Origin of the sequence: Streptomyces sp. SID12488, assembly GCF_010548275.1 — a bacterium.
In the GTDB taxonomy this organism is placed as follows: Bacteria; Actinomycetota; Actinomycetes; order Streptomycetales; family Streptomycetaceae; genus Streptomyces.
Genome location: NZ_JAAGLT010000035.1, coordinates 14,469 through 41,227, shown reverse-complemented (window position 1 = coordinate 41,227; position 26,759 = coordinate 14,469). Strand labels below are relative to the sequence as shown.

At 70.6% G+C, this 26,759-nt stretch carries 23 protein-coding genes; 12 read left to right on the top strand and 11 right to left on the bottom strand.

Annotation, left to right across the window (positions count from 1 at the left end; all coding sequences use genetic code 11):
* Both G3I56_RS36325 and G3I56_RS36320 read left to right on the top strand, forming a co-directional pair.
* A complete protein-coding gene (locus tag G3I56_RS36325; protein WP_164416649.1) occupies positions 1 to 657 on the top strand; it encodes a ScbR family autoregulator-binding transcription factor in 657 nt (218 codons plus the stop codon).
* Positions 654 to 1,538, top strand: coding sequence for an NAD(P)H-binding protein (locus tag G3I56_RS36320; protein WP_164416647.1), 885 nt, complete (start codon positions 654 to 656; stop codon positions 1,536 to 1,538). The genes G3I56_RS36325 and G3I56_RS36320 overlap by 4 nt, the downstream gene beginning before the upstream one ends.
* Positions 1,539 to 1,655: 117 nt before the next feature.
* Here the strand turns inward: G3I56_RS36320 and G3I56_RS36315 are convergent, their stop codons facing one another.
* On the bottom strand, positions 1,656 to 3,461 hold the full coding sequence (locus tag G3I56_RS36315; RefSeq protein WP_164416645.1) for a S8 family serine peptidase: 1,806 nt from the start codon (positions 3,459 to 3,461) through the stop codon (positions 1,656 to 1,658).
* A gap of 387 nt (positions 3,462 to 3,848) precedes the next feature.
* On the opposite strand from G3I56_RS36315, the gene G3I56_RS36310 reads away from it, so the two are divergent.
* A complete protein-coding gene (locus G3I56_RS36310) occupies positions 3,849 to 4,829 on the top strand; it encodes a lytic polysaccharide monooxygenase (protein ID WP_164416643.1) in 981 nt (326 codons plus the stop codon).
* Between the two features lie 33 nt (positions 4,830 to 4,862).
* Here G3I56_RS36310 and G3I56_RS36305 read toward each other — a convergent pair whose 3' ends face one another.
* Positions 4,863 to 5,522, bottom strand: a complete 660-nt coding sequence (locus G3I56_RS36305; protein ID WP_164416641.1) for a Tat pathway signal sequence domain protein — start codon at positions 5,520 to 5,522, stop codon at positions 4,863 to 4,865.
* A 777-nt stretch (positions 5,523 to 6,299) separates the two neighbouring features.
* Between G3I56_RS36305 and G3I56_RS36300 the strand changes: the two genes are divergently transcribed.
* Together G3I56_RS36300 and G3I56_RS36295 are read left to right on the top strand one after the other, a co-directional pair.
* Positions 6,300 to 7,031: a DUF6230 family protein gene (locus G3I56_RS36300; RefSeq protein WP_164416639.1), complete on the top strand. Its 732-nt coding sequence runs from the start codon at positions 6,300 to 6,302 to the stop codon at positions 7,029 to 7,031.
* Positions 7,031 to 7,591 (top strand): DUF6114 domain-containing protein, encoded by a 561-nt coding sequence (locus G3I56_RS36295; RefSeq protein WP_239135311.1) that lies wholly within the window; start codon positions 7,031 to 7,033, stop codon positions 7,589 to 7,591. The genes G3I56_RS36300 and G3I56_RS36295 overlap by 1 nt, the downstream gene beginning before the upstream one ends.
* Here G3I56_RS36295 and G3I56_RS36290 read toward each other — a convergent pair.
* Together G3I56_RS36290 and tatA are read right to left on the bottom strand one after the other, a co-directional pair.
* Positions 7,513 to 8,253 carry a peptidase E gene (locus G3I56_RS36290; RefSeq protein WP_164416637.1) on the bottom strand — a complete coding sequence of 247 codons (741 nt, stop codon included), beginning with the start codon at positions 8,251 to 8,253 and terminating at the stop codon, positions 7,513 to 7,515. The genes G3I56_RS36295 and G3I56_RS36290 overlap by 79 nt on opposite strands.
* Positions 8,254 to 8,263: 10 nt before the next feature.
* Complete coding sequence (gene tatA / locus G3I56_RS36285) at positions 8,264 to 8,563, bottom strand: Sec-independent protein translocase subunit TatA (RefSeq protein ID WP_164416636.1); 300 nt, start codon at positions 8,561 to 8,563, stop codon at positions 8,264 to 8,266.
* Between the two features lie 86 nt (positions 8,564 to 8,649).
* Here tatA and G3I56_RS36280 point away from each other — a divergent pair, with 86 nt between their 5' ends.
* Positions 8,650 to 10,158: an LCP family protein gene (locus tag G3I56_RS36280; RefSeq protein ID WP_164416634.1), complete on the top strand. Its 1,509-nt coding sequence runs from the start codon at positions 8,650 to 8,652 to the stop codon at positions 10,156 to 10,158.
* A 307-nt stretch (positions 10,159 to 10,465) separates the two neighbouring features.
* On the opposite strand, the gene G3I56_RS36275 is transcribed toward G3I56_RS36280, so the two are convergent.
* From G3I56_RS36275 to G3I56_RS43425, 7 genes are all read right to left on the bottom strand, one after another.
* Positions 10,466 to 10,822: a metalloregulator ArsR/SmtB family transcription factor gene (locus G3I56_RS36275; protein WP_164416632.1), complete on the bottom strand. Its 357-nt coding sequence runs from the start codon at positions 10,820 to 10,822 to the stop codon at positions 10,466 to 10,468.
* A 185-nt stretch (positions 10,823 to 11,007) separates the two neighbouring features.
* Complete coding sequence (locus tag G3I56_RS36270; RefSeq protein WP_164416630.1) at positions 11,008 to 12,105, bottom strand: LacI family DNA-binding transcriptional regulator; 1,098 nt, start codon at positions 12,103 to 12,105, stop codon at positions 11,008 to 11,010.
* 97 nt (positions 12,106 to 12,202) lie between these two features.
* Positions 12,203 to 14,584: a beta-galactosidase gene (locus G3I56_RS36265; protein WP_164416628.1), complete on the bottom strand. Its 2,382-nt coding sequence runs from the start codon at positions 14,582 to 14,584 to the stop codon at positions 12,203 to 12,205.
* Positions 14,581 to 16,347, bottom strand: a complete 1,767-nt coding sequence (locus tag G3I56_RS36260; protein ID WP_164416626.1) for a beta-galactosidase family protein — start codon at positions 16,345 to 16,347, stop codon at positions 14,581 to 14,583. Before G3I56_RS36260 ends, G3I56_RS36265 begins: the two co-directional genes overlap by 4 nt.
* A gap of 120 nt (positions 16,348 to 16,467) precedes the next feature.
* Positions 16,468 to 17,646: an MFS transporter gene (locus G3I56_RS36255; RefSeq protein WP_164416728.1), complete on the bottom strand. Its 1,179-nt coding sequence runs from the start codon at positions 17,644 to 17,646 to the stop codon at positions 16,468 to 16,470.
* A 188-nt stretch (positions 17,647 to 17,834) separates the two neighbouring features.
* Positions 17,835 to 18,164 (bottom strand): hypothetical protein, encoded by a 330-nt coding sequence (locus G3I56_RS44330; protein ID WP_343240157.1) that lies wholly within the window; start codon positions 18,162 to 18,164, stop codon positions 17,835 to 17,837.
* Positions 18,165 to 18,411: 247 nt separating this feature from the next.
* Entirely contained in the window at positions 18,412 to 19,617 is a 1,206-nt protein-coding gene (locus G3I56_RS43425) for an ATP-binding protein (RefSeq protein WP_239135310.1), read from the bottom strand.
* Between the two features lie 407 nt (positions 19,618 to 20,024).
* Between G3I56_RS43425 and G3I56_RS36240 the strand changes: the two genes are divergently transcribed.
* The 6 genes from G3I56_RS36240 to G3I56_RS36215 all read left to right on the top strand — a co-directional run bounded on the left by G3I56_RS36240 (position 20,025) and on the right by G3I56_RS36215 (position 26,759).
* Positions 20,025 to 20,900: a helix-turn-helix transcriptional regulator gene (locus G3I56_RS36240; protein WP_164416623.1), complete on the top strand. Its 876-nt coding sequence runs from the start codon at positions 20,025 to 20,027 to the stop codon at positions 20,898 to 20,900.
* Between the two features lie 79 nt (positions 20,901 to 20,979).
* Positions 20,980 to 21,192: a DUF397 domain-containing protein gene (locus G3I56_RS36235; protein WP_164416727.1), complete on the top strand. Its 213-nt coding sequence runs from the start codon at positions 20,980 to 20,982 to the stop codon at positions 21,190 to 21,192.
* 67 nt (positions 21,193 to 21,259) lie between these two features.
* Positions 21,260 to 22,075 (top strand): SAM-dependent methyltransferase, encoded by an 816-nt coding sequence (locus G3I56_RS36230; RefSeq protein ID WP_164416622.1) that lies wholly within the window; start codon positions 21,260 to 21,262, stop codon positions 22,073 to 22,075.
* Between the two features lie 493 nt (positions 22,076 to 22,568).
* Positions 22,569 to 23,582, top strand: coding sequence for a substrate-binding domain-containing protein (locus tag G3I56_RS36225; protein ID WP_164416621.1), 1,014 nt, complete (start codon positions 22,569 to 22,571; stop codon positions 23,580 to 23,582).
* A 322-nt stretch (positions 23,583 to 23,904) separates the two neighbouring features.
* A complete protein-coding gene (locus G3I56_RS36220) occupies positions 23,905 to 26,319 on the top strand; it encodes a nitrate- and nitrite sensing domain-containing protein (protein WP_164416620.1) in 2,415 nt (804 codons plus the stop codon).
* A 14-nt stretch (positions 26,320 to 26,333) separates the two neighbouring features.
* A complete protein-coding gene (locus G3I56_RS36215; protein WP_006377390.1) occupies positions 26,334 to 26,759 on the top strand; it encodes a roadblock/LC7 domain-containing protein in 426 nt (141 codons plus the stop codon).

The window sequence follows — 26,759 nt, the reverse complement described above, 5'->3', positions numbered from 1 at the left end:
ATGGCGAAGCAGGAGCGCGCCATCAGGACGCGCAGAGCGATCCTGGAAGCCGCGGGCGCGGTTTTCGACGAGCACGGCTACACCTCCACCACCATCGCGATGGTGCTGGAGCGGGCCGAGGTCACCAAGGGCGCCCTGTACTTCCACTTCCCTTCCAAGGAATCGCTCGCGCAGGCGGTGCTCGCCGAGCAGGTGCCCTTCGGCACCGTGCCGGCGCAGCCCTGCAAGTTGCAGGAGATCATCGACATGACGTTCGTGGTCGGCCAGCGGCTGCTGACCAACTCCCTGCTGCGGGGCAGTGTCCGGCTGGCGGTGGACCAGGAGACGCCGAGCCACGTGGATCACGGGGAGCCCTTCCGGCAGTGGTCGGAGCGGCTGACGTCCCTGATGGAACACGCGCGCGAGCAGGGCGAGTTGCTGCCCACGGTGGATCCGCCGGAGACGGTGGACCTGCTGGTCGGCGGCTTCACCGGCATCCAGTTGATGTCCCGGGCGATGAGCGACCGGGCCGATCTCGGCCACCGGCTGTCCGTGCTGTGGGCGCACATCCTGCCGAGCATCGCGGTGCCGGGACTACTGCTCGGCCTCGACAGCAGGGCGGACCGGGGTGTCCGGGTGCTCTGCTCGATGGACTCCCTCGGCCTGAAGGCGTCTTGATCCTGCTGACCGGGGCGACCGGCACCGTCGGCCGCCTGGTCGCCCGGCGTCTTCCCCCCACCGAGCCGGTACGGCTGCTGGCCCGCGACCCCGAGCGCGCCGCCGCCCTCGCGGGTGCGCACGCCGAGGTGGTGGGCGGCGACTTCGAGGACCCCGTGAGCCTGCGCCGGGCGCTGACCGGCGTACGGTCGGCGCTGCTCGTCACCGCGAATCCGCTGACGCACGCCCACGACGAGAACTTCCTGACGGCCGCCCGCGCGGCGGGAGTCGGGCACATCGTGAAGCTGACCACCTTGTCGGTGACCGAACCCGACGCCATGGACCTGGTCACGGAGTGGCAGCGGGGCAACGAGCGGCTGCTGCGTGCCTCGGGTCTGTCCTGGACCCTGTTGCGACCGCGTGCCTTCATGTCCAACACGCTGGGCTGGGCCCGTTCGATCCGGGCGGAGAGCGTGGTGCGGAGCGCGAACGGCACCGTCGCCACCGCGGCGATCGACCCGCGGGACATCGCGGATGTGGCGGTACGGGCGCTCACGGACCCGGCGGGGCACACGGGGCGGGCGTACGCGCTGACCGGGCCCGCAGGGGTCACCCCGGTGGAACAGACGCAGATCCTGGGCGAGTTGCTGCAACGGCCGCTGGAGTTCGTCGAGTTGACGGATGACCAGATACTTCGAGGGCTTCTCACACGTTATCCGGAGCCAGTGGCCCACGCCCTCGCGGAGAGTGCCGCGCGGGGGCGGCACGGGTCGAAGGCGCAAGTCGAGTCGGCCGTGGCGGAGTTGCTCGGCCGACCGGCGCGCGGGTACCGGGAGTGGGCGGTGGAGCATCGGGCGGAGTTCGGCGGCCCGGTGGCGAGTGACGAGCGCGAGGGCTCGTAGATACGACGGCGGGCCGGCCGGCGTCCATCCACGCCGACCGACCCGCCCGCTCATGTCACACCGTCAGTTCACCTGAACCGGTGTGTGGTTCACCCACTGGGCCCCTGGGCCACAAGATCAGAAGGTGAGCTTCCAGCTGTTGATCTTGCCCGTGTCCGAGGCGGCCACATCCTGGACACGCAGCTTCCAGGTGCCGTTGGCCGTCTCGCTGGAGGCGTCCACCGTGTACGTGGTGTTCACGTTGTCGGCGGAGTCCGAGGTGCTGGAGGCCTTCAGCGGGTAGGTCGTACCGTCGGGCGCTACCAGGGTGATGACCAGGTCACCGCGGTAGGTGTGGGTGATGTCGACGCCGACCTGGAGAGCCGAGGGGGCGTTGCCGGTCCGGCCGGTGACGGCGATCGAGGACTCGACGGCCGCGCCGTTGTCCGGGACGGAGACGGCGGTGCTGGAGGAGAAGACGGTCCCCGTCGTGCCCCCGCCGGTGCCGCTCACGGCCTGCACGGTCTTGGTCGCGTCGGCCAGACCAGCGCCGCAGCCGCCCGAGCAACTGCCGGGCAGGGCACGGGCGTTGTTCTTGATGGCCGTCTCGATCTGGGCCGGGGTGAGGGAGGAGTTCGCCGACTTCATCAGCGCGACCAGGCCCGCGATGTGCGGGGTGGCCATGCTGGTGCCCTGGTAGTAGGCGTACGACTCGGTGGACGGGGTCTTCGTGCCGGAGTTCAGCGTGGAGAGGATGCCGTTGGCGGTGCCGGTGGACATCTCGCCACCGGGGGCCGAGATGTCCACGACGGAGCCGAAGTTGGAGTACGAGGCCCGGGCGCCGGTGCGTCCGGTCGCGGCGACGGTGATGACGTTGTTGCAGTTCGCCGGGTTGGAGGTGGAGGCGTTCGCGTTCTCGTTGCCGGCCGCGACGACCACGGTGGTGCCGCGGTTGAACGCGCCGGTGATGGCGCTCTGGGTCGCCGCGGAGCAGGCACCGCCCCCGCCGAGGCTCATGTTGATGACCTTGGCGACGTTGGCGTTGGCCGGGACACCGGAGACGGTGCCGCCGGACGCCCAGGTGATGGCGTCGATGATGTCGGAGTCGTAGCCGCCGCACTTGCCGAGCGCGCGGACCGGGGAGATCTTCGCGTTGTACGCGATGCCCGCGACACCCTTGCTGTTGTTGGCGACGGCGGCGATGGTCCCCGCGACGTGCGTGCCGTGCCAGGAGGAGCTGCTGGACCCGGTATCCGCGCCGCACTCGTCGGTCGCGTACCAGTCGCCCGGGTCGGCCGGGTTGCTGTCGCGGCCGTCGCCGTCGACGGAGACCGCGGTGTCGGCGATGAAGTCGTAGCCGGCGACGATGTTCGCGGCGACGTCGGAGTGCGTGACATAGCCGGTGTCGATGACGGCGACGGTCACGCCGGTGCCGGTCGCGGTGGTCCAGGCGCCCGGGACGCGCATGCCCGCGGCGGCCTCGAAGAGGTCCCACTGCTTGGCGTACTCGGTGTCGTTCGGGTCCGCCATCGGCTTCTTGAGGCGGTCCGGCACGACGTAGGCGACCTGCGGGTCGGCCTTGTACTGGGCGATGACGTCGGCGACGTCCGCCTTGCTGAGCTCCTCGCCCAGGTCGACGAGGGCCGCGCCGGTGCCCAGGCGGCGCTGGAAGTCCAGGTCCTCGCCGGCCTCCTTGCCCTTGGCGGTGGCGTCGGCGTCGGCGGCCTGGTTCGACGTGGCCTCGGACGCTCCGGCCTTGTAGCCGACGATGAGCCGTTCGGCCGGGGCGGCGACCGCCTGCGCGGCGGCGTCCAGGGTGACGCCGGGAGCGACGGGCTCCTGGGCGACGGCGACCGAGGTGGTGGCCGCGGCCAGCAGGGCGGCGGAGACCGCGGCGACGGATATCAGCTTCCGCCCCGTGGCACGGGTGGATGAAGTACGCAAGGGCTTGCCTTTCGGTGCCGTACTCCGGGCAGCGCGGGCAGCGGGGAGTGGCGGGCGAATCGCTTCATCGGTGAAGCGGCGGGGGGTGCGGTTCGAAAAGCGGCGCGGCGGCCGGCCAAGCGCGAGCGGCCCGTTCCGGGGTTACCTATGGGGCGGCTGTGGTGGAACAGTAGGCAAAGAGCAGGTCATCCGGATACAGGGGAAACCCTCGATCAGGCCGGATCCACACCCTCGAAAGCCGGAAACCGTCCCTGCATGACGGGCGGTTGACCGGGTTGGGCGAGTTGCGGGGGATTGCCGGCGCCGCCCGTCGATTGAACGCGGCACGCCTGCTTCCCGTACTGCCCGAAAGCAGACCTGTTCCCCCTGGTCGAGGAGACGTCCCGGATGACCGCCCACCGCCGCACTCTCTCGGCCGCCGCACTCGCCGGCACCACCGCCTTCGCGGCACCGCTGTTGCTCACCTTGTCCGCGGCGGGTCCCGCTCAGGCGCACGGCGCCCCGACCTCGCCGGTCAGTCGCGCCTACGCCTGCTCCCCCGACGGCGGCAGCCTGGCCCGTACGGCGGCCTGCCGGGCGGCGGTCACCGCGAACGGCGGGGAGCCCTTCACCTTCTGGGACAACGTGCGGGTCGGAGACGTGAACGGCCGGGACCGCGCGGTGATCCCCGACGGCCGACTGTGCAGCGGCGGGCTGCCCGCCTACCGGGGACTCGACCTCGCGCGCTCCGACTGGCCCTCGACCACACTGGCGCCGGGCGCGCGGTTGACGATGACGTACCGCTCGACGATCCCGCACACCGGCACGTTCAAGATGTTCCTGACGAAGCCCGGGTACGACCCGTCGGGCCCGCTGAACTGGTCCGACCTGCCGGACCGCCCGTTCGCCGAGGTCAAGGACCCCGCGATGACGGGTGACGCCTACCGCTTCGGGATGACGCTGCCGTCCGACCGGACCGGTCACCATGTTCTGTACACGATCTGGCAGAACTCCAGCACGGCGGACACGTACTACTCGTGCTCGGACGTGGTGTTCCCTGAAGCGAAGAGCGCCACCGGCAGCACCGGCGCCTCCGACAGCTCCGGAGAATCCGCGCCGACCGCCACCGCGTCCCCCGCGGCACGGTCGAGGTCCGCCGAGCCCAGCACTTCGGCCGATCCGTCCGAGCAGCCCGAGCAGGCCGTGGGAACGGGACGGGCGGCGGAGTCCGCCGACTCCGCCGCCCCACAGACCGGGAGCACCGTGGCCGGCGCGCCGGTGGCGTCGGCCACCGACGGCACCGGGTCACGGCATCTTGTCGCGGCCGGCGCCGCGGCGGTACTGCTCGCCGTGGTCGCCGCCCTCGTCCTGCGGCTGCGCCGCCGGTGAACACCGGCAGCTCAGCCGTTCATTGATGGTTCGTCAGTTGACGAAGACCGTGGCGCCGCCCTGCGTCACGTCCGTCACCGGAGCGTACTTGGCGGTGAAGTAGCCGTTGGCGAAGCACAGCGACGAGCCGGACGTCTTGGTGAACGCCTGGGCGGTGAAGTTGATGCTGTTGTCGTCGGCGCCGGTCGTACCCGTCAGGCTGGGCGCCTGGTAGACACAGTTGATGGTGCCCAGCAGGGTGCGCAGCACGACGGTCGTCTGGATGACCGAGCCCGCCGCCGGGCTGACGACGACGGAGCCGTCGGAGCCCACCACGGTGGTGTACGGGAGGTTGTTGACGGTCACGCTGTTGACACCGAGCACACCCAGGACGTTGCTGGTGCAAGTGCCGAAGGTGTGCGCGGTGACCGACTCGGTGGCGCTACCGGGCGCCGCCGGGTTGTCGGTGACCGCAGCCGTGAAGGTCGACGCCGCACACGAGACACCACTGGTGCCGGTCGCGCTGGAGCGGAGCGTGGCGGCGGTGCCGGTGGCGAGGGAGGCGCTGAGGACGTCGCCCACGGCGACGGCGTCGCCGGCCGCGCTGTTGACGGTGAGCACGGTGTCGGCGGCGGACGCGGGGGTGACCGCGGCGACCGAGAGCCCGGCGACGGCCGCGGCGAGGGCGAGGGCGGAGCGGGTACGAGTACGCATGATTGCGGGTGCCTCTTTCTGGAACTGGGGGTGTTGAGGGGTGGTGTCCAAGAGGTCGGGACACGCGAAAGTGCGCGTGCGGACCGTATGAAGGACGCGGGAATGACGCCGTCGCCGGCCCGTGACGCCTTCTCCGTACGTGACGGACCGGCAACGACAACCGGCCGGTGACCGGCAGGAAGGCTTGGAGGGAGGCTTCCTGCCGGACCGGGCGGGACAGGGCGAACCGACGGCGGCCCAGGGGGGAAACGGCCGTGCCGGTGCCTCGGGGGCGGACTTCGGAATGAGCAATGAGTCCGGGAAGAGCGATGACTCGCATCGCTGCGGATCCGGCGCCACGGATCCGGGGAAACCAGGTCGAGTTCTAGACCTGAGGGGCCGTCAACGTCAAGACATCGAACAGAAGTTGATGCCTCCCGTCGGACTTTCCGTCCTACTTCCCGTCCGGCTTGCCCTTGGGCATCGACACGCACCCTCGACATGTGTGGCGCCCCTCGGACACCCCTCCGAGGGCCCTTCGGACCCCTCGAACGGCCCTGGATCGCCCCGTGAAGTCACAGGTGGAGCATAATCCGCACCCTTTTTCCACAACTCCCTTGACCCTTCAAAGTAACCACGGGTAACTTCCTCGGCGGCTACTGGGGCGTAACCGTGAAAGCCCTTGCAACCGCCGGGAGTTGCAAGGAGACGTACGCCGCAGCCGCTGTCCGCGCCAGGACAACGTGCCAATCGAGCTTGACCAGCATTGACGCAGTTGACTATGTACTGGGAGCAGCCATGGCCTCGTCCTCGGACGCCTCGTCGTCCGCCGGATCCAACCCCGAGCAGCCAGGAAGCGGTAACGCTTCCGAGGGTGCGGGGGCCACGGGATCCAACAACGTGTCCGAATTCTTCGAAGGTGCCGGAAAGGGCGCCGAACGACGCGGGCGGGTCCGTGCGCGCCGTGCCGCCGTCATGGCGGTGCCGGCCACCCTGGTCGCCGCCACGCTCGCGGTTCTCACCGCACAGGGCGCTCTCGGCGTTCAGTTCGCCATCTCGGGCATGCCGTTCACGGTCACCGCGACCGAGATGAACGGCACCGGCTTCGAGCAGTTCGGCGCGCTCGACCACATGATCGAGAACAGCCCGAACGAGGGCGACACCGGCGGCCAGGTCCTGGTCATCACCACCGCGATCAAGAACGCGACGATCACCAAGCTGTGTCAGAGCGTCGACCTCGGCGGCATCAACCTGCTGATCAAGGCGGGCGGCAACGGCACTCCGGTGTCCGCGACCGACCTGACGCTCGACGGCACCGAGCAGTCGGGTGACGCGTCCTTCAGCAACATCGAGATCGGCAACGACGCCAGCACGCTCACCAAGGCGGGCGTCAAGGGTCCGGCCGGCGTCTTCAGTCAGCAGGCGGACTCCGTCCGCATCGCCAACCTGCGGTCGACCAACTACGCCACCACGGCAGCCGTGTTCAAGCTGCCCGGGCTGAAGCTCAGCTTCAGCGAGTCGGGTTGCTGATGTTGGGCACGGACCAACAGGAGGTGGGGCCCGCTTTCAGAACCTGGCGGGCCCACCGTCCGTTCCTGGGCGGGCTGCTGCTCACCCTGGGCGGGGTGGAGATCCTCATCACGATGAAGGTCTCCCTGAAGATCGTCGTGCACCTGGGTATGCAGGGCCTGGCGGGCTTCATGCTGCCGGCGCTGATGGTGGTGTGCGGTCTGTTGATCCTCTTCAACCCCGCGCAACGCCTGTTCTACTCGATCGTCGGCATCATGCTGACGCTGGGTACCTGGGTCACCTCGAACCTCGGCGGCTTCTTCGTGGGGCTCGCACTGGGAGCCGTGGGCAGCTGCATGGCCTTCGGCTGGCTTCCCGACCAGGATCCGCGTGTCAGCCGCAGCCAGCGGCGCAAGGACAAGCAGATGGGCAAAGCCGCCATGGCGGCCCCTGACGCGACGGAATCCACGGATTCCACCGGGCCCGCAGCGGCGGACGACGGTCACGAAGGCGGCGAAGGCAGCCTGCGCGGCTCGATGCGCTCCTCCACCGCCGCGTCACCCTCACACCTGACGATGTAGGCACCCCTGCCCGGCAACTCCGCGACCGCCTCGACGAGTTCGGTTCCTCGGTAGACGAGGCCGACCCCGTCGTCGGTGCAGTGCGTGGTGGGCAGGGTGCCATCGGCGACGAGCCGGTGGACCAGCGGGCGGCGGCCCGCGTCACTGTCGTAGTGCACTCCGTTGCCGTACGGCAGGAAGCCCAAAGCATCGGTCAGCGGCCGGAGTTCGGGGCCGAAGGAGTCGGTGGTGCCCCCTCTGAACCAGCAGAGGGAGCCCGCGCTCACTCCGCTGAGCACCACGCCGGCCTCCCAGGCGCGCCGCATGATGCGGTCGAGGCCGTGCACCCGCCACACCGCCAGCAGGTTCGCCACCGAGCCGCCCATGACCCAGACGACGTCCTGTTCGAGCACCGCGCCCTCGACGTCGTCCAGGTTGGGCATGGGGAAGAGCTGCAGCGGTGTGAGGTCGAAGCCCGCGACCCGGGCGGCCTCGCCCATGCGGGCGGTGAAGTGCTCGGCGTCCCCGATGGCCGTACCGACGTACAGGACGCGCGGTCTGCGGCCGTGCACGCCGGAGAGGTCGACGGCGTGATGCACCAGGGAGTCGAACTCCACCATGGTCCGGCCGCCGGCGCGATGTCCGCCGGAGGTCGCGAGGATGGTCGGTTCGGAAGCGGCCATGCGAATGATCTTATCGATCGACGACGGGCTCCCGGCGGTCGGCAACCGACTCGGCGACAACGGGCTCGGCCCGGCGGTCGGCATGTTCGGCAGGCTCGGCGGAGAAACCACCGCTCACCTGCGAAGATCCCTCCCCCGCCGACGCGCTCGCCGACCCGTCGGCCTTCAGTGCCTGTGCCTCGCTCTTGAGGATGCGCATCGAGCGTCCCAGGGCACGCGCCGTGTCCGGCAGCTTCTTCGAGCCGAACAGCACGATGACCACGATGGCCACGACCAGCAGGTGCCAGGGTTCAAGTCCGTTCCGGAGCACAACCTCACCGCCCTTTCCTTCGTCTCACACAACAGTTGCCACTTCGCGCAACTGTACAACCAGGGTGAAACGTGAGAAGGGCGCCGATGACCACCAGCACGAGCAGGTCTGCCGTACCCCGGCGACGCCGGTCCGCCGCAGGCACCCGGCGGCGCAAGCCCGGTCGGCGTGGGCGGCTGGCACTGGCGATCTGCCTCTCGCTCCTGCTGCTGCTCGCGGCCGGCGCCGGCTGGGTCTATCTGAAGCTGGACGGCGACATCAAGACCTTCGACGCGGGCGGCATCTCGGACAACCGGCCCGCCGCGGGCTCGTCCAAGGGCGAGAACGTCCTCGTCATCGGCTCGGACGCGCGCAACGACGGCAACGCCAAGCTAGGCGGCGGCGACGTGAACGACATCGGCCGCTCCGACACCGCGTTCCTGCTGCACATCTACGCCGACCACAAGAACGCCGTGGCCGTCTCCATACCCCGCGACAGCCTGGTCACCATCCCGCCCTGCAGGCTGCCCGACGGCAAGTGGACGACCGCCCGGCAGGGCGTCAAGTTCAACGAGGCCTACTCGGTCGGCGAGACCGCCAAGGGCAACCCCGCGTGCACCCAGAACACGGTCGAGAGCATCACGGGTCTGCGCGTCGACCACACCGTCGTCGTCGACTTCAAGGGCTTCGCCGCGCTGACCGAGGTGGTGGGCGGGGTGAAGGTGTGCCTCCCCCAGAACGTGTACCAGCGTGATCTCAACCCCAACCGCACCACACGCGGCAAGGTCCTCTTCCACAAGGGCGAGCAGACGGTCTCGGGACAGAAGGCGCTGGACTACGTCCGCATCCGGCACGGCATCGGCGACGGCTCCGACATCGGTCGCATCAAGCGCCAGCAGGCCTTCGTGGCAAGCCTGTTGAAGGAGGTGAAGAGCAACGGTCTGAGCGCGACCAAGCTGCTCCCGCTCGCCGACGCGGCCACGAAGTCCCTGACCGTGGACCCCGGTCTCGGCTCCGCCGACAAGCTGATCTCCTTCGCGATGTCGCTGAAGGACATCGACCTGCACAACACGAAGTTCGTCACCATTCCCTGGCGGTACCAGGGCGCGCGTGTCGCGATCGTCGAACCCGACGCGAGTGACCTCTGGGCCGCCCTCAAGGCGGACCGCACCCTGGACGGCAAGGACGCGAGCGGCAAGAAGAAGGCCTCGCCGAGCGCCGGTCCCACGGCCACCCCGACTCCCGTGTCCGGCAAGGGAATCACCGTCACCGTCTACAACGGCACCACCGTCACGGGCCTGGCCGCGAAGGCCGCCGCCGAGCTGACCGCCGACGGTTTCACGGTCACCGGCACGGCCACCGCGAGCAGCCAGGACCACACGGCGACCATCATCGAGTACGGCCCCGGGCACAAGTCCGACGCCCAGACGGCGGCCCGTGTCTTCCCCGGCGCGGCCATCCAGCCGGTGACGGCGCCGGGCGTCAACGTGGTCGTCGGCCAGTCGTACAAGGGTGGCCCCACGGCCGCCCCGCAGCCCACCGCCATCCCGAAGGACGTCACCGAGGGAGCCCGCTCGGCGGACGACAACATCTGCTCGAACCTCAGCTACGGCTGACCCGGCCGGCCCGCGCCGGGAACAGCCACCGCCGGGCGACGGCGAGGGAACCCCCGTACAGCCCCGGTACGACCGCCACAAGCGCGTGGTACGGCCCCGGCGGCCGCCGGCCCCAGCGGCGGGCCGAGCGGGGAGAGCGGCACCAGCAGCCCCACGGCGCCGAGCCCGGCCGCCGCCCGCCGAGTCGGGTCGGCCGGGCGGCCGGGCGGCCGGAAGGACGTTCTCCCCGACCTTCGCCGGCCGCGCCTCGGCGTCGGCGTCGGTCAGAGCGCGCGGGAAGCTGTCGAGGCGGTGCGGCGTCCCGAGATCAGACTCCGCGGAGGCGCCGTACGGGGGCGCCCTCGGCCCGGTCGGTCAGCCGCCCGATCAGCAGCCGTACGACGGTGACGATGTCCGGGTCGTCGACGAAGTACACCTGCCGGCGCCCTTCGCGCCGCGACCGTACGAGGCCGGCGAGTCTCAGTTTGGTGAGGTGCTGGCTGACGGCGGGCAGCGCGCCGCCGACCCGTTCCGCGAGCCCGGTCACATCGCTCTCGCCCTGCGCCAGCGCCCACACGATGTGCAGCCGGGCGGGCGAGGCGAGCAGCCCGAAGGTCCCGGCGGCCTCCGCCAGCACCTCGGCGGACGGATCGTCTAAACCGGCGTTGTCCGAACCTGTCACCACCGCGCCAGTTTAGACGGACCGGCAGATCAGGGGTGAGGGAAGGAGCGAGGCCGGGTGCGTGCGGCTGTGAGGCGGAGGAGGGAGGCGCCTCGGAGCGTTGTCGACCGACAGCAACGCCGCTGGGTCCCTCTGGGAGGGCGCGTGCCAACACCCGCTCCTTCCCCACCCCCATTTGCCGGACCGTCCTAGGACCTGCCCGGCAGGCCCTGGGCCGGTGCGGGACCCGTGCTGCGTCGCACGATGAGGTGGGCGGGGATGACGGAGACCACGGCGCCGGCGTCCGCGCCCGTCTCCTCCCGGCCGTCGATCCGCGCGAGGAGCAGCCGCAGGGACCGGGTGCCGATCTCCTGGAAGTCGGTGCGGATGGTGGTGAGCGGGGGCAGCAGATGGGCGGCTTCCGGGATGTCGTCGTAGCCGACGACGCTGACGTCGTCCGGCACCCGGCGGCCGGCCTCGTGGAAGGCGCGCAGCGCGCCGAGCGCCATCTGGTCGTTGGAGGCGAAGACGGCGGTGACGTCCGGATCGCGGGCGAGCCGGCGGCCCAGTTCGTACCCGGAGTCGGCGCTCCAGTCGCCGACGAGCGGCTCGGGCACCTCGGCCCCGGCCTTCTCCAGGGTCTCGCGCCAGCTCGTCGCCCGGCGTTCGGCGGACGTCCAGCCGGTCGGTCCGGCGATGTGCCGGACCGTACGGTGGCCGAGGCCCAGGAGGTGTTCGGTGGCCAGGCGCGCTCCGCCCCGGGAGTCCGCGGTGACCATGGGGGTGTCGTCGCCGAGGGCGTTGTCCATCACGACGAGGGGGATGTCGAGGTGGGCCTCGGCGAGTGCCCTGCCGACGCGTCGCTGCGGGGCGATGGCGATGACCCCGTCGGCGCCCTCCGCCGACAGCCGGTCCACGGCCTGGACGACGGTGTTCCGGTCGGCGGTGTCGAGGGCGATGGAGCTGACCAGGTAACCCGCCTCCTGGGCGGCGGTGTTGATCGCGGTGAGCGTGGAGGCGGGCCCGTAGCGGGCCGCGTCGAAGGAGATCACCCCGAGCATCCGGGTCCGTCCGCTGGCCAGCGAACGCGCGCTGCGGCTCGGCCGGTACCCGAGCGACCGCATGGCCTCCAGCACGGACTCGCGGGTCTCGGCCCGGACGGCCGGATTGTCGTTGAGCACCCGCGACACGGTCTGCTTGGAGACACCGGCCAGGCGTGCCACGTCGTCCATCACCGGCCTCGTGCCCGCGAAGTTGCGCCGGCTGCGTCCCTTGGGAGCGGCGCCGCCACCGGCACTTCGGGTCATGGGGGTCGCTTCCTTCGGCTTCGTCCCGTGGCGGTCGTGCCCCGCCCGGCTGGCCCACAGGATAGGCCGCCGGACGCGGGTCACCACCGGAAAGGCCCTACCCTCCGATCACGTGAGTCCGGACCGTGACCCACTCGGCCCGCGTGATCCCGGCCTCCCCCACCGGCATGGGCACCGGCAGGTGCACAGGTGCGTCGGCGGCGAACGGCAGCACCTTCACCCGCAGCCCGCCGCCGGCGCGCAGGGCGTCGTCCGGCAGCCTGTCGAGGCCGATCTCCCAGACGCGCCCCGAGAAGAACTGGTCGGCGACCAGCGCGTCCCCGACATGGGCGCGGGCCACGTCTCCGGTCCAGTGGACGCGCAACAGCGTTCCGGTGCGCGGGAGTTCGTCCGGGACGTCGATGAGGTACTCGGCGGCGGACGTGTCGAAGTACTTGTCGGCGGGGGCGCCGGCCCGGTCCAGCACACCGGTGACGGTGTCCGCGGCGGCCTCGGCGGCCCGGACGAGGGACACGTCGAGGGTGCCGAAGGCGCCGCCGGTGGGGAGCGTGTAGCGGGTGAACACCCCGTCGGGGGCTGCCGCCAGGTTCGCACCGGGAGGCCTCTCGGGCGCGGGCAGCACGGCGAACGACGTCTCCGGCGCCGCGCTGTGCACCCGTACCTCCCCGGCCGGCTCGTCGAAGACGACCCCGCTGCCGTCGCCGCCCCCGGCGCCGCACAGGACGAGCCGCTCGGCGCCCCAGGCCACGCCCCGGTAGGCGGTACGGGCGGTCGCCGCGTCCAGCACCAGCAGGCCGACCTGGCCGCCGTCCACCGTCCCGACCTCGACGAGGGCGTCCGTACCGGGCCGCAGTCCGGTGACGAGGAAGCGTCCGTCGGCGGACTCGACCTGCCCCATGGGCGTGTGCACGTACCTCAACGTCCCGATGTCCAGGGCGAGTTCGACGGGGATTCCGTCCGTGGCGGCCAGCACCAGGACGGTTCGTCCGCCGACGTCGAACGTGCACACCGGCTGGGCGGTGGCCCAGTCGAGCCGGAGTCCGGCGACGTCGAGACGTAACGGCCAGCAGAAATAGGCACCCTGAGGCACCGTCACCGGCACACTGGGAAAGGTCAGTTCGGGAGCCTCCGGGAACTCGACGGTGAACGACGTGTCCGGATGGTCCGGCAACTGTTCGTGCGGCTGATGGTTGTTGACGAAGAGGAAACCGGAGTCGCCGTCGCTCCGCACGGCCCACCGCAACGTCTCCCGGTCGCCCTGTCCGGCAGGCGCTCGCGCGGGCAGCGCGGACTCCATGGGCGCGATGCGTTCGCCGAAGTCCGCCAACAGCAGGTGCTGGAGGCGCAGTTCGTCGTAGGAGGGCCGGTACTGCCCGTACTCGCCGAGCGGCGCCTGGAAGTCGTACGTCAGGACGGGGAGGTCGTTCGGGTAGCCGGTGGCGTGGGACTCCTGGAGGGTGGTGAGTTCGCCCGCCGGGTTGGTGCCGCCGTGGAACATGTAGTAGCCCTGCCAGACCGAGCCGCATCCGATCTTCGTGAGTCCGAGGGCGCCGATGTCGGCGGCGTCGACGCGTGGCCGACGGTGGTAGGCCACGGCCATCCCGCCGCCCAGCTCGCAGGTCGCCCAGGGGAATCGGTCCGTCGGCGCCGGTTCGCCACCCCGCACGTGCGTCGGCCGCAGATCGGCGCCGATGCCCTCGTCGTCGCGCTGGTGGGTGAAGAAGAAGTGCTTGCGGCAGGTGTCGGACCAGCCGCCGTCCCACTCCGTCCAGAAGGTCTCCGTGTAGCCGCCGTACAGCGGAAGCAGTTCGTCCGGCGGGAGTTGGACCCCTCCCCAGGCCGTCGAGGTCCAGAGCGGGGCACTCAGCCCGGCCTCCTGCGCCATCCGCTTCAGGGTGAGCAGGTGCCCGGGCTGGTCGTACAGCTCGTTCTCGATCTGGATGGCGACGATCGGGCCGCCGTGCGCCCGGTCGAGCCCCTTCAGCTGCTCGGCGATCGCGGTGAACCAGCCGCGTACGGGTTCCAGGTAGGCGGGGTCGTCGGTGCGGGGTGCGCCGGTGCGGGCGAGCAGCCAGTCGGGCAGGCCTCCGTTACGCACCTCGGCGTGGCTCCAGGGGCCGATGCGCGGGATGAGGTCCAGGCCGTGGCGGGCGCAGAGTTCGGCGAAGCGGCGCAGGTCGCGGTCGCCGTCGAAGCGGACCCGGCCCTCGGTCTCCTCGTGGTGGATCCAGATGAGGTAACTGGCGACAGCCGTCACCCCTGCCGCCTTCATCTTCAGCAGCTCCTCCTCCCACTCCGCGGCCGGATAGCGGGTGTAGTGGAACTCGCCGGAGACGGGGAACCAGGGGCGTCCGCCGCGGGTGAAAAAGCGGTTGGTCACCTCGATCGGGTCGGCGGCTCCCGGAGCGTCGGAGAAGGGAAGGTGGCCGGTGAGCGGGGGTTCGGTGGCCGTGGGGACCCGGAGGGAGTGGCGGGTCATGGCTTCACCGGGCCCAGGTCGGGGGTGTCGGTCAGCAGGGCCCGCACGGAGGTGGTGGCGTTCAGTTCGAGGAGCAGCAGGTCGTTGGCGCCCTGCCGCAGAACGGGCGCGGGCACGTAGAGGGTGCGCTGCGGTCCGCGGTTCCAGTAGCGGCCGAGGTGGAAGCCGTTGATCCAGGCCTGGCCCTTGGTCCAGCCGGGCAGCGACAGGAAGGTGTCGGCGGGGGTGACGACCTCGAACGTGCCCCGGTGGAAGGCGGGTTGGGCGGCCGGGGTCGCGTCCGCGGGGGCGAAGGGCAGCGCACTGAGGTCGTCCAGGGTGAGGGGGTGGCTGTCCCAGCCGTGCAGCGCGGTGCCGTTGAAGGTGACCGCCCCGAGGAGCCCCTTGGGTGAGCCGATGCGCGGCCCGTAGTTGACCCCGCCCATGTTCTCCACGAGCACGTCGACCGCCGCTCCGGCAGCGGGAATCCGGACGGGCAGGGACTCGTCGTGCCGCTCGCGCTCGAGTACGCCGACAGGGGCCCCGTCGACGAACACCTGGGCCCGGTCGCCCACGCCGCCCGCGAAGTGCAGCAGCCCGTCGCCCGCGAGGGGAGCGGTGGTGCGGTAGAGCACGTACCCGGCGCGCAGTCCCAGTTCGTCCATGGTCATCGGGTCCTCGGTGCGCACGGGCTTGGCGAGGAGCCCCACGTTCGGCAGCAGGGGCGATCGCTGCCCCAACTCGACGACAGTGGGCGGGAGTTTGACACTCGGCGCGGGAACCGGCTCGTCGGGGACGGGCGCGTGCCGGGCGATCACCTCACGGAAGGCGTGGTACTTCGGTCCGGGGTCGCCGTTCTCGGTGAGGGCGGCGTCGTAGTCGTAGGACGTGACCATGGGCTGGTAGGCGTGGTCGTGGTTGGCGCCGTTGGTGAAGGCGAAGTTGGTGCCGCCGTGGAACATGTAGATGTTGACGGACGCGCCCGCCGAGAGCAGCCGGTCCAGGTCGGCGGCGGCGTCGGCCGCGTCCCGGGTGTGGTGCTCCTCGCCCCAGTGGTCGAACCAGCCGATCCAGAACTCGGCGCACATCAGGGGCCCTTCGGGCTGATGAGCCCTCAACTCGGCCAGGGAGCGTTCGACTTTGCTGCCGAAGGTGCCCGTGGTGAGCACACCGGGGAGGCTGCCCGCCGCGAGGTGCTCGGGGTTGGCCTGGTCGCAGGTGAAGAGCAACTCCCGGATGCCACGCGAGCGCAGGGCCTGAGCGAGGTGTTCGAGATACGCGGTGTCGTCGCCGTACGCCCCGTACTCGTTCTCCACCTGGACGGCGATGACGGGGCCGCCGGACTCGGCGAGGTAGGGCAGCAGGGGCGGCAGCAGCAGATCCAGATAGCGGTCGATGGCGCCCGTGAAGCGGGGGTCGCTGGAGCGCAGCCGGATGTCGGGGTCGGTGGTGAGCCAGGAGGGCAGCCCACCGCCGTCCCACTCGGCGCAGATGAAGGGGCCGGGCCGCAGCAGGACGTGCAGCCCCTCCGCACTGGCCAGCCGCAGAAAGCGCGGCAGATCGAGGATGCCGTCGAGGGCGAGGGTGCCCGGCTCGGGCTGGTGGAGGTTCCAGGGGACGTACGTCTCCACGGTGTTGAGGCCCATCAGACGGGCCTTGCGCAGCCGGTCGGCCCACTGGTCGGGGTGGACGCGGAAGTAGTGCATCGCGCCGGAGATGATCCGGAACGGTTCGCCGTGCAGCAGGAAACCGTCGGACGTCGTTGTCAGGGCGGGAGCGGGCATGCGGGGGCTTCCCTTCGGTTCGGTTCGGGTCGGGTCGGGTCGGGTCGGGTCATGGGGTCGTTCAGTCGTTCAGTCGTTCAGTCGTTCAGTCGTTCAGTCGTTCAGTGGGGGGAGGGGCGTTCAGTGGGTCCGGGTCGCGCGGATCAGCCAGAGGGTGGCCGCCAGGCACAGCGCCGAGACCCCGCACAACAGCAGCGGCACGGCCCTTACGCCGGACCACTCGATGGCCTTGCCGAGCGCCGGGCCCGCGGCCACTCCCCCGGCCATCGACGCCGCGATGACCACGGCACCGGCTCTCCGCGCCCGCGGGGCGGCCCGGTTCAGCCAGGGCAGCCCGGTGGGGAAGATCGGCGCGATGAACAGACCGACGCCCGCGTAGGCGTAGGGGGCGAGTCCGGGTACGGCAGCCAGCAACAGGCAGACGGTCATCCCGGCGCAGGACACCGCGATGATCGACTGCGGTGAGAATCGCAGGGCGAGCGGCGCGACCAGGAAACGGCCGACGGTCATCATCAGCCAGTACACGGAGGTGGCCGTGGCGGCGGCTGTGGCCCCGTATCCGACCGTCTCCAGGTGCGTCGGCTCCCAGCCGCCGACGCCCGCCTCGATGCCCACGTGCAGGACATAGAGGGTGACGAAGACGCCGAGTACGGAGCCCAGGCTGCGGGCGAGCACCTGCCCGCCGGGGCGGCCCGACTCGGGGGCGAGCTGCGGTACGTGTTCCCGTACGCCTCGGAGGCACAGCAGCAGGGGCAGATTGGCGAGGGAGAAGGCGAGGAAAACGGCCGGATAGTGCTCGGCGCCGACCGCGCCGATCAGCGCCGGGCCGAGGATCGCGCCGACGCCGAAGTGTGCGTTGAGGATGTTCAGCATCGCCGTCGAACGCTTGCCGAAGCCGACCGCGAACAACTGGTTGAGGCCGTAGTCGATACCGCCGAAGCCCAGCCCCGCGAGCAGGGCGGCGGCCAGCGCCACGGGCCAGTTCGGCGCCAGCGCGAAACCCGCGGCGCCGGCTGCCATCAGGAGGTACGAGCTGCCGAGGATGCGCCGGTTGCCGAGTCGCACGTACAGCCGGTCGAAGAGGAGCACCCCGACGACCCCACCGGCGAAGTGGGCGCTCAGCCCGAGACCGGCGGCCGACGGGGAGAGCCCGAACTCGTCACGGAAGGCCGGGAGCGACGGACCGTACAGGGCCTGGATGACCCCGATCAGGACGAAGCCGACGCAGGAGGCGACCACGGCGACGGGGCTGAAGACCGGAACGGTCGGGGTCGCAGGAGGCGTCGAGAGGGCCCGCAGCTCACTGACCGCCGGTCGTCCGGTGGGTTGATCGGTCACGTGGACTCCCGTCGCCCGTGGTCGAGAACGCGGCTGACCCCTGTCCTCGCCACGGTGCGGGGACGGCACAAATGTTACCGGTAACATTTGTGCCGTCAAGATCCCCCGAGGCCTTTCGCCTCAGGGGATTCGCAGGGGAGTCGGCGGGATCAGCCGCTCGTGCCGGGCGACCAGCTCGGAACGCTGCCGGCCAGCCTGCAGGCGAGAACGTACAGCGGTATCGGCGGGGTGTACGGGGAGTCGCCCTCGGGGGTATGGATCAGCCGGGGCCGGGCGGACGGGGACGCGGGCGGGGTGCGGGTCCAGGACGGGTCGGCCAGCTGGGCGCCGACCACGTAACGCGTGCCCGTCGGCCAGGTGACACCGAGGTGGGAACCGGACGGGACGATCCACCACCAGTGCTGGTCATCGGCGAAGACACAGCCGACACGCGGCAGGGAGTCCATGATCCGCTGCCCGTGCTCACCCGGCGTCCCCACGGCATCGCAACCGAGGCCGGTGGCCGACCGGGCGGGGAGGACGAGGTGGCCGGGGCGACCGGAGTGGCCGGGGTACTCACGCGGAGGCTTGGCCGAGGGGGGTGCGTGGAGCGGCGGGGGCGTGAAGCGGGGGGCGGACCGGAGGGGGCGAGGTACGTGAGGGGTGGGGAATGGGTGGGGCATGTGGGACGGCTGGGGCGTGTGGGACAGGTGCGCCACCGGGCCTTGCGGGCCGTTCGGGCGCGGGTCAGGAGCGGGAGTACGGAGGGTGCGGTGCTGGCGTTCCATACGGTCCATGTGAGGCGATTCCTTCGGCCGAGTGGGGGACGGGCCGGGTGCGGTGCGGGGCCGACGGGTGCCAGGAGGCGGGTACGGCGGCCTGTACAGCGTGGGGGGTGGGTGGAGTCGGGGGGACAGCGGATGCCGGTGCGGGGGCGAGCGCGGCGACGCGCGCCGACGGAAGGGCGGGCGCGGGCACCGGGGTCAACGCGGCTGCGGGCGTCGGCGGAGGGGCCGGTGCGGGTGCAGGGGTGAGCGCGTCGGCGCGCGCCGACGAAGGGACGGATGCGCGCGCAGCGATGAGCGCGGCGGCAGGCGTTGAGCGAATGGGGGGCGCGAGAGCGGCGGCGGGTGTCGGGGGGCCAGCGGATGCGGGTGCAGGGGTGAGGGCAGCGGCGCGCGCCGATGGAAAGGCCGGTGCGGGCACAGGGGTGAACGCGTCGGCGCGGGCCGACGGAGAGACGGATGCGCGCGCAGCGATGAGCCCGGCGGCGGGCGTCGTCGGAAGGGCCGGTGCGGGCACAGCGATGGGCGCGGCGGCGAGCGTCGAGGCAATGGGGAGAGCGAGAGCGAGAGTGAGAGCGGCAGCGGGAGTCGGGGGCAGGCCAGGTGCGGGTCCGGCCGGTGCCGGTGCGTCGGGCGCGAGCTCGGCGGCGGGCACGTTCTCGGCGGTCGGCGCGAGCTCGGCGGGAGCCAGTGCCCCGGCCGGTGCCGGCACCTCGACCGACGCCGACACCGCGACCTGTGTCGAGGCCGTGACCGGCGTCGCCGGTGGGGCAGCGTCCGCCAACTCTGCCTGCTCTGTGAGGAGTTCGGACCAGACGACGCGCCCGGAGCCGTGCGGGGCGTCGCGGACGCCCCAGTCGCTGCTCAGGACGCCGACCAGCAGGAGTCCGCGTCCGCATTGTTCGTCGGAGCCGGGCCTGCGCTGGGCCGGCAGGGTCCCGCCGCGGTTCTCGTCCTCGACCTCGATGCGCAGCCGCCCCGCGGAGAGGTGCAGCCGGCAGACGATCCGTTCGCTGGCAGTGTGGGTGAGGGCGTTGGTGACGAGCTCGGAGGTCACCAGGAGGGCGTTGTCGGAGGTGTCGGGGTCGACCCTCCAGGCATCGAGCAGCTCGCGCGCCTTCCGGCGGGCCGCGCCCACGGAGGCGGGAGTCGCGGGCAGACCGAACATGTCCGACTGCGGAGAGTGACCGAAGTGGTGCGGGTGATCGGGGTTGGCCGTGTGGCCGGCAAGCCGACCCCTGGGCATTCGGCCGAGTGGCTGGGGGAGGGAGGGCGGAGCCATCGCCGTTCGCCTTTCGTTGCCTGCGCACCCTGGCCGGTGCGACACCGCCCCGAATGTGACCCGCGAGCAGGTCAACCCGTATCAAAACATCACAGGTTGCGACCCCTTCTCCCCCAACTGGGCCGTTCACTCTCGTCGTTCACCGTTTCCGGGAAGGTACGAACACTGTGACACCTGACAACAACGGCTCGCAACCAGCAAGTTGAAATTTGCAATTTGTGGCGTGCATGCTGCTCCCGTCGAAAGATGATCGTGACAGACTGCAACCCTGAGCCCGGCGTGAGGGGGTAGGTGTGACCGCTGAGACCGACTGGGGCGGCGCCCCTTCCGTCCTGCGCATGATCCTCGGCAGACAGCTGGAGGAGCTGCGCACGCGCGCCGGCCTCACGTTCGGGGACGCGGGTGCGGCGATCGGTGTCAGCCACTCCACGATCCGCAGGATGGAAGCGGCCAAGGTGGCCCGGCTGCGCCTGCCGGACGTCGAGAAACTGCTGCAGACGTACGGGGTGACGGACCAGCAGGAGATCGACACGTTCCTGAAGTCGGTCCGTGAGGCCAACAAGCGCGGCTGGTGGCACAACTACCGGGACGTACTGCCCGACTGGTTCTCCGCGTATCTGAGCCTGGAACAGGCCGCGTTGCAGATCCGCGCGTACGAGGCGCAGTTCGTGCCGGGTCTGTTCCAGACGGCGGACTACGCGCGTGCCCTGCTGGGCGCCGGCAATCCGCACGGCTCGTCGGAGGCGACGGACCGCCGGGTGGCACTGCGCCTGCGCCGCCAGGAACTGCTGACCCGCACGGCACCACCGCGGGTGTGGATCGTGATGGACGAGACCGTGCTGCGGTGGCCGGTCGGGGGTCCGGAGGTGATGCGCGCGCAGATCGACCATCTGATCGCGATGAACGCGCTGCCCCATGTGACCTTGCAGATCATGCCGTTCGGCAACGGCCCGCATCCCGCGATGCGCGCCGGAGCGTTCCATCTCTTCCGGTTCAGAGCACCCGAGTTGCCGGACATCGTCTATCTGAGCGGTCTGGTCGGCGCGGTGTACCTCGACAAGGGCGACGACGTCGTCGTCTATCGAGAGGCTCTGGACCGGCTGGGCGCGCAGTCGGCGCCCGCCAGAAAGACCGAGGCCCTCCTCGGTGCGATTCGCAAGGAGCTCTGACATGCACCACCCCACACACCCCCATCACACGCACACCCACCCCAACCACTCCGGCCACTCCCACCCCGTACGCAACGGCATGCCGGCCCGTGAACTCGGGACCCGGGGCTGGTCCAAGCCGTGGAGCGACGACGCGGGCGGCGCCTGCGTCGAAGTGATGAAGCTCGCCGACGGCCGGGTCGCCGTCCGCCAGTCGACCGATCCCGACAGTCCGGCCCTGGTCTTCACACCGCACGAGATGACGAGTTTCCTGGCCGGGGTCAAGGCGGGTGTCGCAGACTTTCTGCTCTGAACTGCCTTGTTTCTACTGCGCCTTGATCGACCTACCTCAGCCTTACGACCTGAATGGGAGGGGCCGCGTGCCCGAAAACGGATGGCCGGCCGACCGAATCGACACGGAGAACGCACACTCCGCGCGGATCTACGACTACATCCTCGGCGGTAAGGACTACTACCCCGCCGACAAGGAAGCGGGCGACGCCATGTCGCGCGAGTGGCCCGCCCTGCCGATCCACATGAAGGCCAACCGCGACTGGATGAACCGTGCGGTGGCCTACCTGGCCAAGGAGGCGGGCATCCGCCAGTTCCTCGACATAGGCACCGGCATCCCCACCTCCCCCAACCTGCACGAGATCGCCCAGTCGGTGGCCCCCGAGTCCCGGGTGGTCTACGTGGACAACGACCCGATCGTCCTCACCCTCTCCCAGGGCCTGCTGGCCAGCACACCGGAGGGCCGGACGGCTTACATCGAGGCCGACTTCCAGCACCCGGAGGCCATTCTCGACTCCCCCGACTTCCGCGAGACCCTCGACCTGACCAAGCCGGTGGCCCTCACGGTGATCGCCATCGTCCACTTCGTCCTGGACGAGGACGACGCGGTCGGCATCGTCCGCCGGCTCCTCGACCCCCTCCCCTCGGGCAGCTACCTGGCGATGTCCATCGGCACCGCCGAGTTCGCCCCGGAGGAGGTGGGCCGGGTCGCCCGCGAGTACAAGGCCCGCAACATGCCGATGCGCCTGCGCACGTTCCCGGAGGCGCAGGACTTCTTCGAGGGCCTCGACCTGGTCGAGCCGGGCATCGTCCAGGTCCACAAGTGGCACCCGGACGCCACGAGCGGCGAGGGGATCAGGGACGAGGACATCGCCATGTACGGGGCGGTGGCCCGGAAGCCGTAGGGGGAAGGGTGGCGGTGGTTCGGTGACCCCGGTTGCTCCGGCCGCGGTTCGAAGTCCCCGTACGCCCGTTCACCCTGGCGCACCGCCAGGGTGAACGGGCTGTTCGCACCCAGCGCCTTCGTGCGGGTGCCGCCCCCGGTGCGTACGACGGGTTGGCAAACACCAGGGCACGAAAGGGAACCGGAGGTGCCATTTCCCCTTCCAATCACCCTCCACACCGGCAATCCTTCTGATACCACCCAGGACCGGCCGAGGAGGATCACACTCGTCCGGCACACCCCGTACCGGCTCGTCGGCCCTGGTTCCAACTAGTTGCTCACTTGACTACGAGGCGTCACATCCGATTGGCTCCGCCCCAGCGAAAGTCGGACAGTCAGTGCACGTCACCCGACGATCGCGCAGATTTCGGCGTACCCACACCCCCTTTGTCCCGCTCCCCTTCCTCTCCCACGCCCCTCTCCTCCTCGGCCGCGCAACGAGGTGCCGCACTTCCATGAACACACCCCCCGCCCTTCCCCGTTCCCCACGATCCGCCCGTGTCACGGCCGTTGTCGCCGGTATGGCCGCCGGCTGTCTCCTCGCCGCCGGCTGCTCGGCCTCCGGTTCCAACGCGTCGGACTCCGGCCGGGCCGCCGCCGGCACCGCCCGGCTCAAGGTCGTCCTGATCACCCACGGAGCCAAGGGCGACGCCTTCTGGGAGCGGGTGCGCAAGGGCGCACAGGCAGCCGCGGCCAAGGACAACATCGAGTTGACGTACGCGAGTGACCCCGATGCCGCCGCCCAGGCCGAGCTGGTGCGCGACGCGGTCAAGGACAAGGTCGACGGGATCGCCGTGACCCTCGCCAAGCCCGACGCGATGAAGAGCGCGGTCGCAGGGGCGAAGGCGGCGGGGATACCCGTGGTCGGTCTCAACTCGGGGATCGACGCCTGGCGTTCGACAGGCCTGCTGGAGTTCTTCGGCCAGGACGAGAGCACCGCCGGCCGGGCGCTCGGCGACAAGCTGGACGCGCTCAGGGTCAAGCACACCCTCTGTGTCATCCACGAGCAGGGGAACGTCGGACTGGAGGCCCGCTGTGCCGGTGTGAAGAAGACGTTCACCGGACAGACCGAGAACCTGTACGTGAACGGCACCGACCTGGACGCGGTGACCGCGGTCGTCGCGGCCCGGCTGACCCAGGACTCGAGCATCGACGAAGTGGTCACGCTGGGCGCGCAGTTCGCGCTCTCGGCGGTGAAGTCGGTGGACCAGGCGAACAGCAAGGCGAAGATCGCCACCTTCGACCTCGACAACGACATCGTGGGCGCCATCAAGAGCGGTGACGTGCAGTTCGCCGTGGACCAGCAGCCCTACCTCCAGGGCTATCTCGCCGTCGACTCTCTCTGGCTGTACAAGTCCAACGGCAACTTCAGCGGCGGCGGATCGGCTCCCGTACTCACCGGGCCGGCCTTCGTCACCAAGCAGAACATCGCCGATGTCGCCAGGTTCGCGGCCGACGGCACCCGCTGAGCGTCACCCCGTCACCCGTCCCCGCCTCCGGCCTCCCGTCCCACTCCCACTCCCACTCCCACTCCCACTCCCGCTCCCGCTCCCACTCTCTTCCGCAGACGTTCCGTATCGCCTTCCGCTCGCTACCGAATCCGCTCGCGCAGCAACCGTCGTACAACGGCTGCACCAAGCTTTGGGGGCTCACGGTGCGTACGCTCACTTGTACGGATAGCATCCTGCGGACCCACGCGTGTTCCGCCACCCGTTCCGTTTCCGCTGTCATCCACCGCCTGTCACATGCCACTTGTCACTCCCGCCCACCGCTGATCGCCCTAGGACGACGATGCCTCCACGCAAAGGTGCCCGGCGCCGTCTCGGCTCCATACGTCTCTCGCTGATCCTGCTCGCGCTGGTTCCCAGCGTCACGCTCGCCGCGATGTGGGGTGTGACGACGATTCAGATGTTCTCGGAGGGCCAGCGGCTGCGGGACCAGACGGAACTCAGCAGGGCGACCGGTGCCATGGGCACCGACGCCACACTCGCGCTGCAGAGGGAACGCACCCTGTCGGCCACCTGGCTGGCCACACCCAGGGGTGACCGCAGCGCCCTGGACGAGCAGCGCAAGATGACGGACGCGGCGGTCGCGAAACTGGTCGGCCAGACGAAGGCCATCCAGGAGGCCCCCGACCGCATCGGGGACCGGATGTACTCGGTCATCGCGGCGACGGGCAGCCTGGAGTACTACCGCGGTCAGGTCGACCATCTCACCGACATCTCCCCCCAGCAGGTGCTGGACCAGTACTCGTCGATGATCGGCAACCAGATCCACTCGTTCCAGGAGCTCTCCCAGGTCGACGACGGCGACCTCACCTCGCAGGCCGGCCCGCTCGTCTCACTGGAGCAGGCGGCCGAACTGGTCGCCCAGGAGGACTCGCAGCTCATGCTGGCCTGGCCCTCGGGTCACTTCGACCAGAAAGAGTGGGAGTCGTACGTCCGGCTGGTGAGCGCCCGGCGCTGGGTCGTCGAGGACCAGCTGATCCAGTCCCTGAGCGGCACGGCGAAGAAGCGCACCGAGGCGATCCTCCAGGGGCGCGCCTGGCAGACCCTGACCTCCATCGAGGACCAGGTGCTCGCGTCGGGCACTCCCGGCGGCGGTGCCGAACGGAAGATCACCCTGCCCGACACGCAGAAGCAGTGGACCGCGGCGATGGACGAACTGAGCGTCCAGTACGGCTCGCTCATCAATGACGAGACCCAGGGGCTGCTCGGCCGCAGCGACGACGAGGCGCGGTCACTGCTGATCAAGGCCGCTTCGCTGAGCGCCGGCGGACTCGGCGGGCTGCTGCTGTGCATCATCCTGTCCTGGCGCATCACCCGGTCCCTGTCCCGTCGGCTGCGCGGGCTGCGCGTGGCCACCCTGAGCCTGGCCGAGGAGCGGCTGCCGGACGTCGTGGCACGGCTCAACCGGGGCGAGAAGGTCGACGTCGAGTCGGCCACCCCGCCGCTGGACTACGGCCACGACGAACTCGGCCAGGTGGCACACGCGTTCAACGCCGCCCAGCGCACCGCCGTGCACACCGCGGTCGAACTCGCCGACACCCGGCGCGGCTTCCAGAAGGTCATCCTGGGCATCGCCCGGCAGAGCCAGAACCTGGTCAACCTCCAGCTCACCAAGCTGGACGCGCTCGAACGCGCCCACCAGGACCCGGAGATCCTCAAGGGTCTGTACGAACTGGACTCCACGGCCAGCCAGTTGCGCCGCTACGAGGAGAACCTCGTCATCATCAGCGGTGAGCGGCCCGGCCGCAGCTGGACCGAGCCGGTCGCGCTGATCGACATTCTGCGCAGCGCCGTCGGTGAGGTCGCCGAGTACCAGCGGGTGGAGGTGCAGACCGAGGAGGACGTGTACCTCGCGCCGCCCGCGGTGGCCGACGTCATCCATCTGCTGGCCGAGCTGATCGACAACGCGACCGCCTACTCCCCCGCGCCCAGCCCGGTGGGCGTACGGGCCTCGATGGTCGCCAAGGGGTTGGCCATCGAGGTCGAGGACCGCGGGCTCGGCATGTCCGAGGAGGACTACGCGTCCTTCAACGAACACCTCTCCAAGGCCCCGCAGTTCGATGTGGTGGCGCTCGCCGACGACCTGCGGCTCGGCATGTTCGTGATCGCGCGCCTCGCCGTCCGGCACGGCATCCATGTCACGCTGCGCTCCTCGCCGTACGGCGGTACGACGGCGATCGTACTGATCCCGCACGATGTCGTCGTACGGGAACTCAGCGCGCCCGACACGGACTCCTCGTTCGCGAAGCCGGCGTCCGACGAGGCTCCTGGCACGGCCGCCGCGGAGCGCCAGGCCCACGAGCGCGTCCGGGAGCCGCAGCCCGTCGTGGCCCGCGTCCGGACCGCCGACGCCGGTTCCGCGCCCCGGCCGGCCGCCCTCGTCGGGGCGGACCGGGGCGCCGGCCCCGGCAAGGGCGGGCTCACCCCGCTGCCGCGCCGGGTGCCGCAGACCAGTCTGGCCGCGGAACTGCTGGAGGACACCACACCCGACGACATGTCCGAGGACGCGCCCGACGAGTTCTCGGCGGAACGCGCGGCCTCCTCGCTCTCCGGTTTCCAGCGCGGAACCCTCCAGGCCCGTGACGACGACGCCGAAGAGCAGTACGACCATGGGGAGGACAACACGCCTCTGGAATCCGACGCACCGCTCCCTGCCGCAGGCACTCCGGTCACCTCGACTCCGCCCGCAGACCGCTGATGAAGGACAGAGAAATGACACGCCCCACCCCCGCCACGCACACCGAGCTCGACCAGTTGCTCACCGGACTCGTGGACCGGGTAGCCGAGGTCAACCACGCCGTCGTGCTGTCCGAGGACGGACTGGTCGTCAGCAGATCCACGGCGTTCCTGCGTGACGACGCCGAGCGGCTCGCGGCGACCGCGTCCGGGCTGATGAGCCTCAGCAAGGGCGTCAGCATGGACTTCCGGGGCGGCCCGGTACGCCAGGCGCTGATCGAGATGCGCAACGGCTACCTGATCCTCACCGCGGCCGGCCCGGGCGCCCACCTCGCGGTGCTGACCAGCCAGGGCGCGGACGTCGGCGTGGTGGCGTACCAGATGAACATGCTGGTGAAGAAGATCGGTGAGCACCTCAGCGCGGCGCCGCGTGCCGGGGTCGTCGGCGCGGCCGGCGAGTGA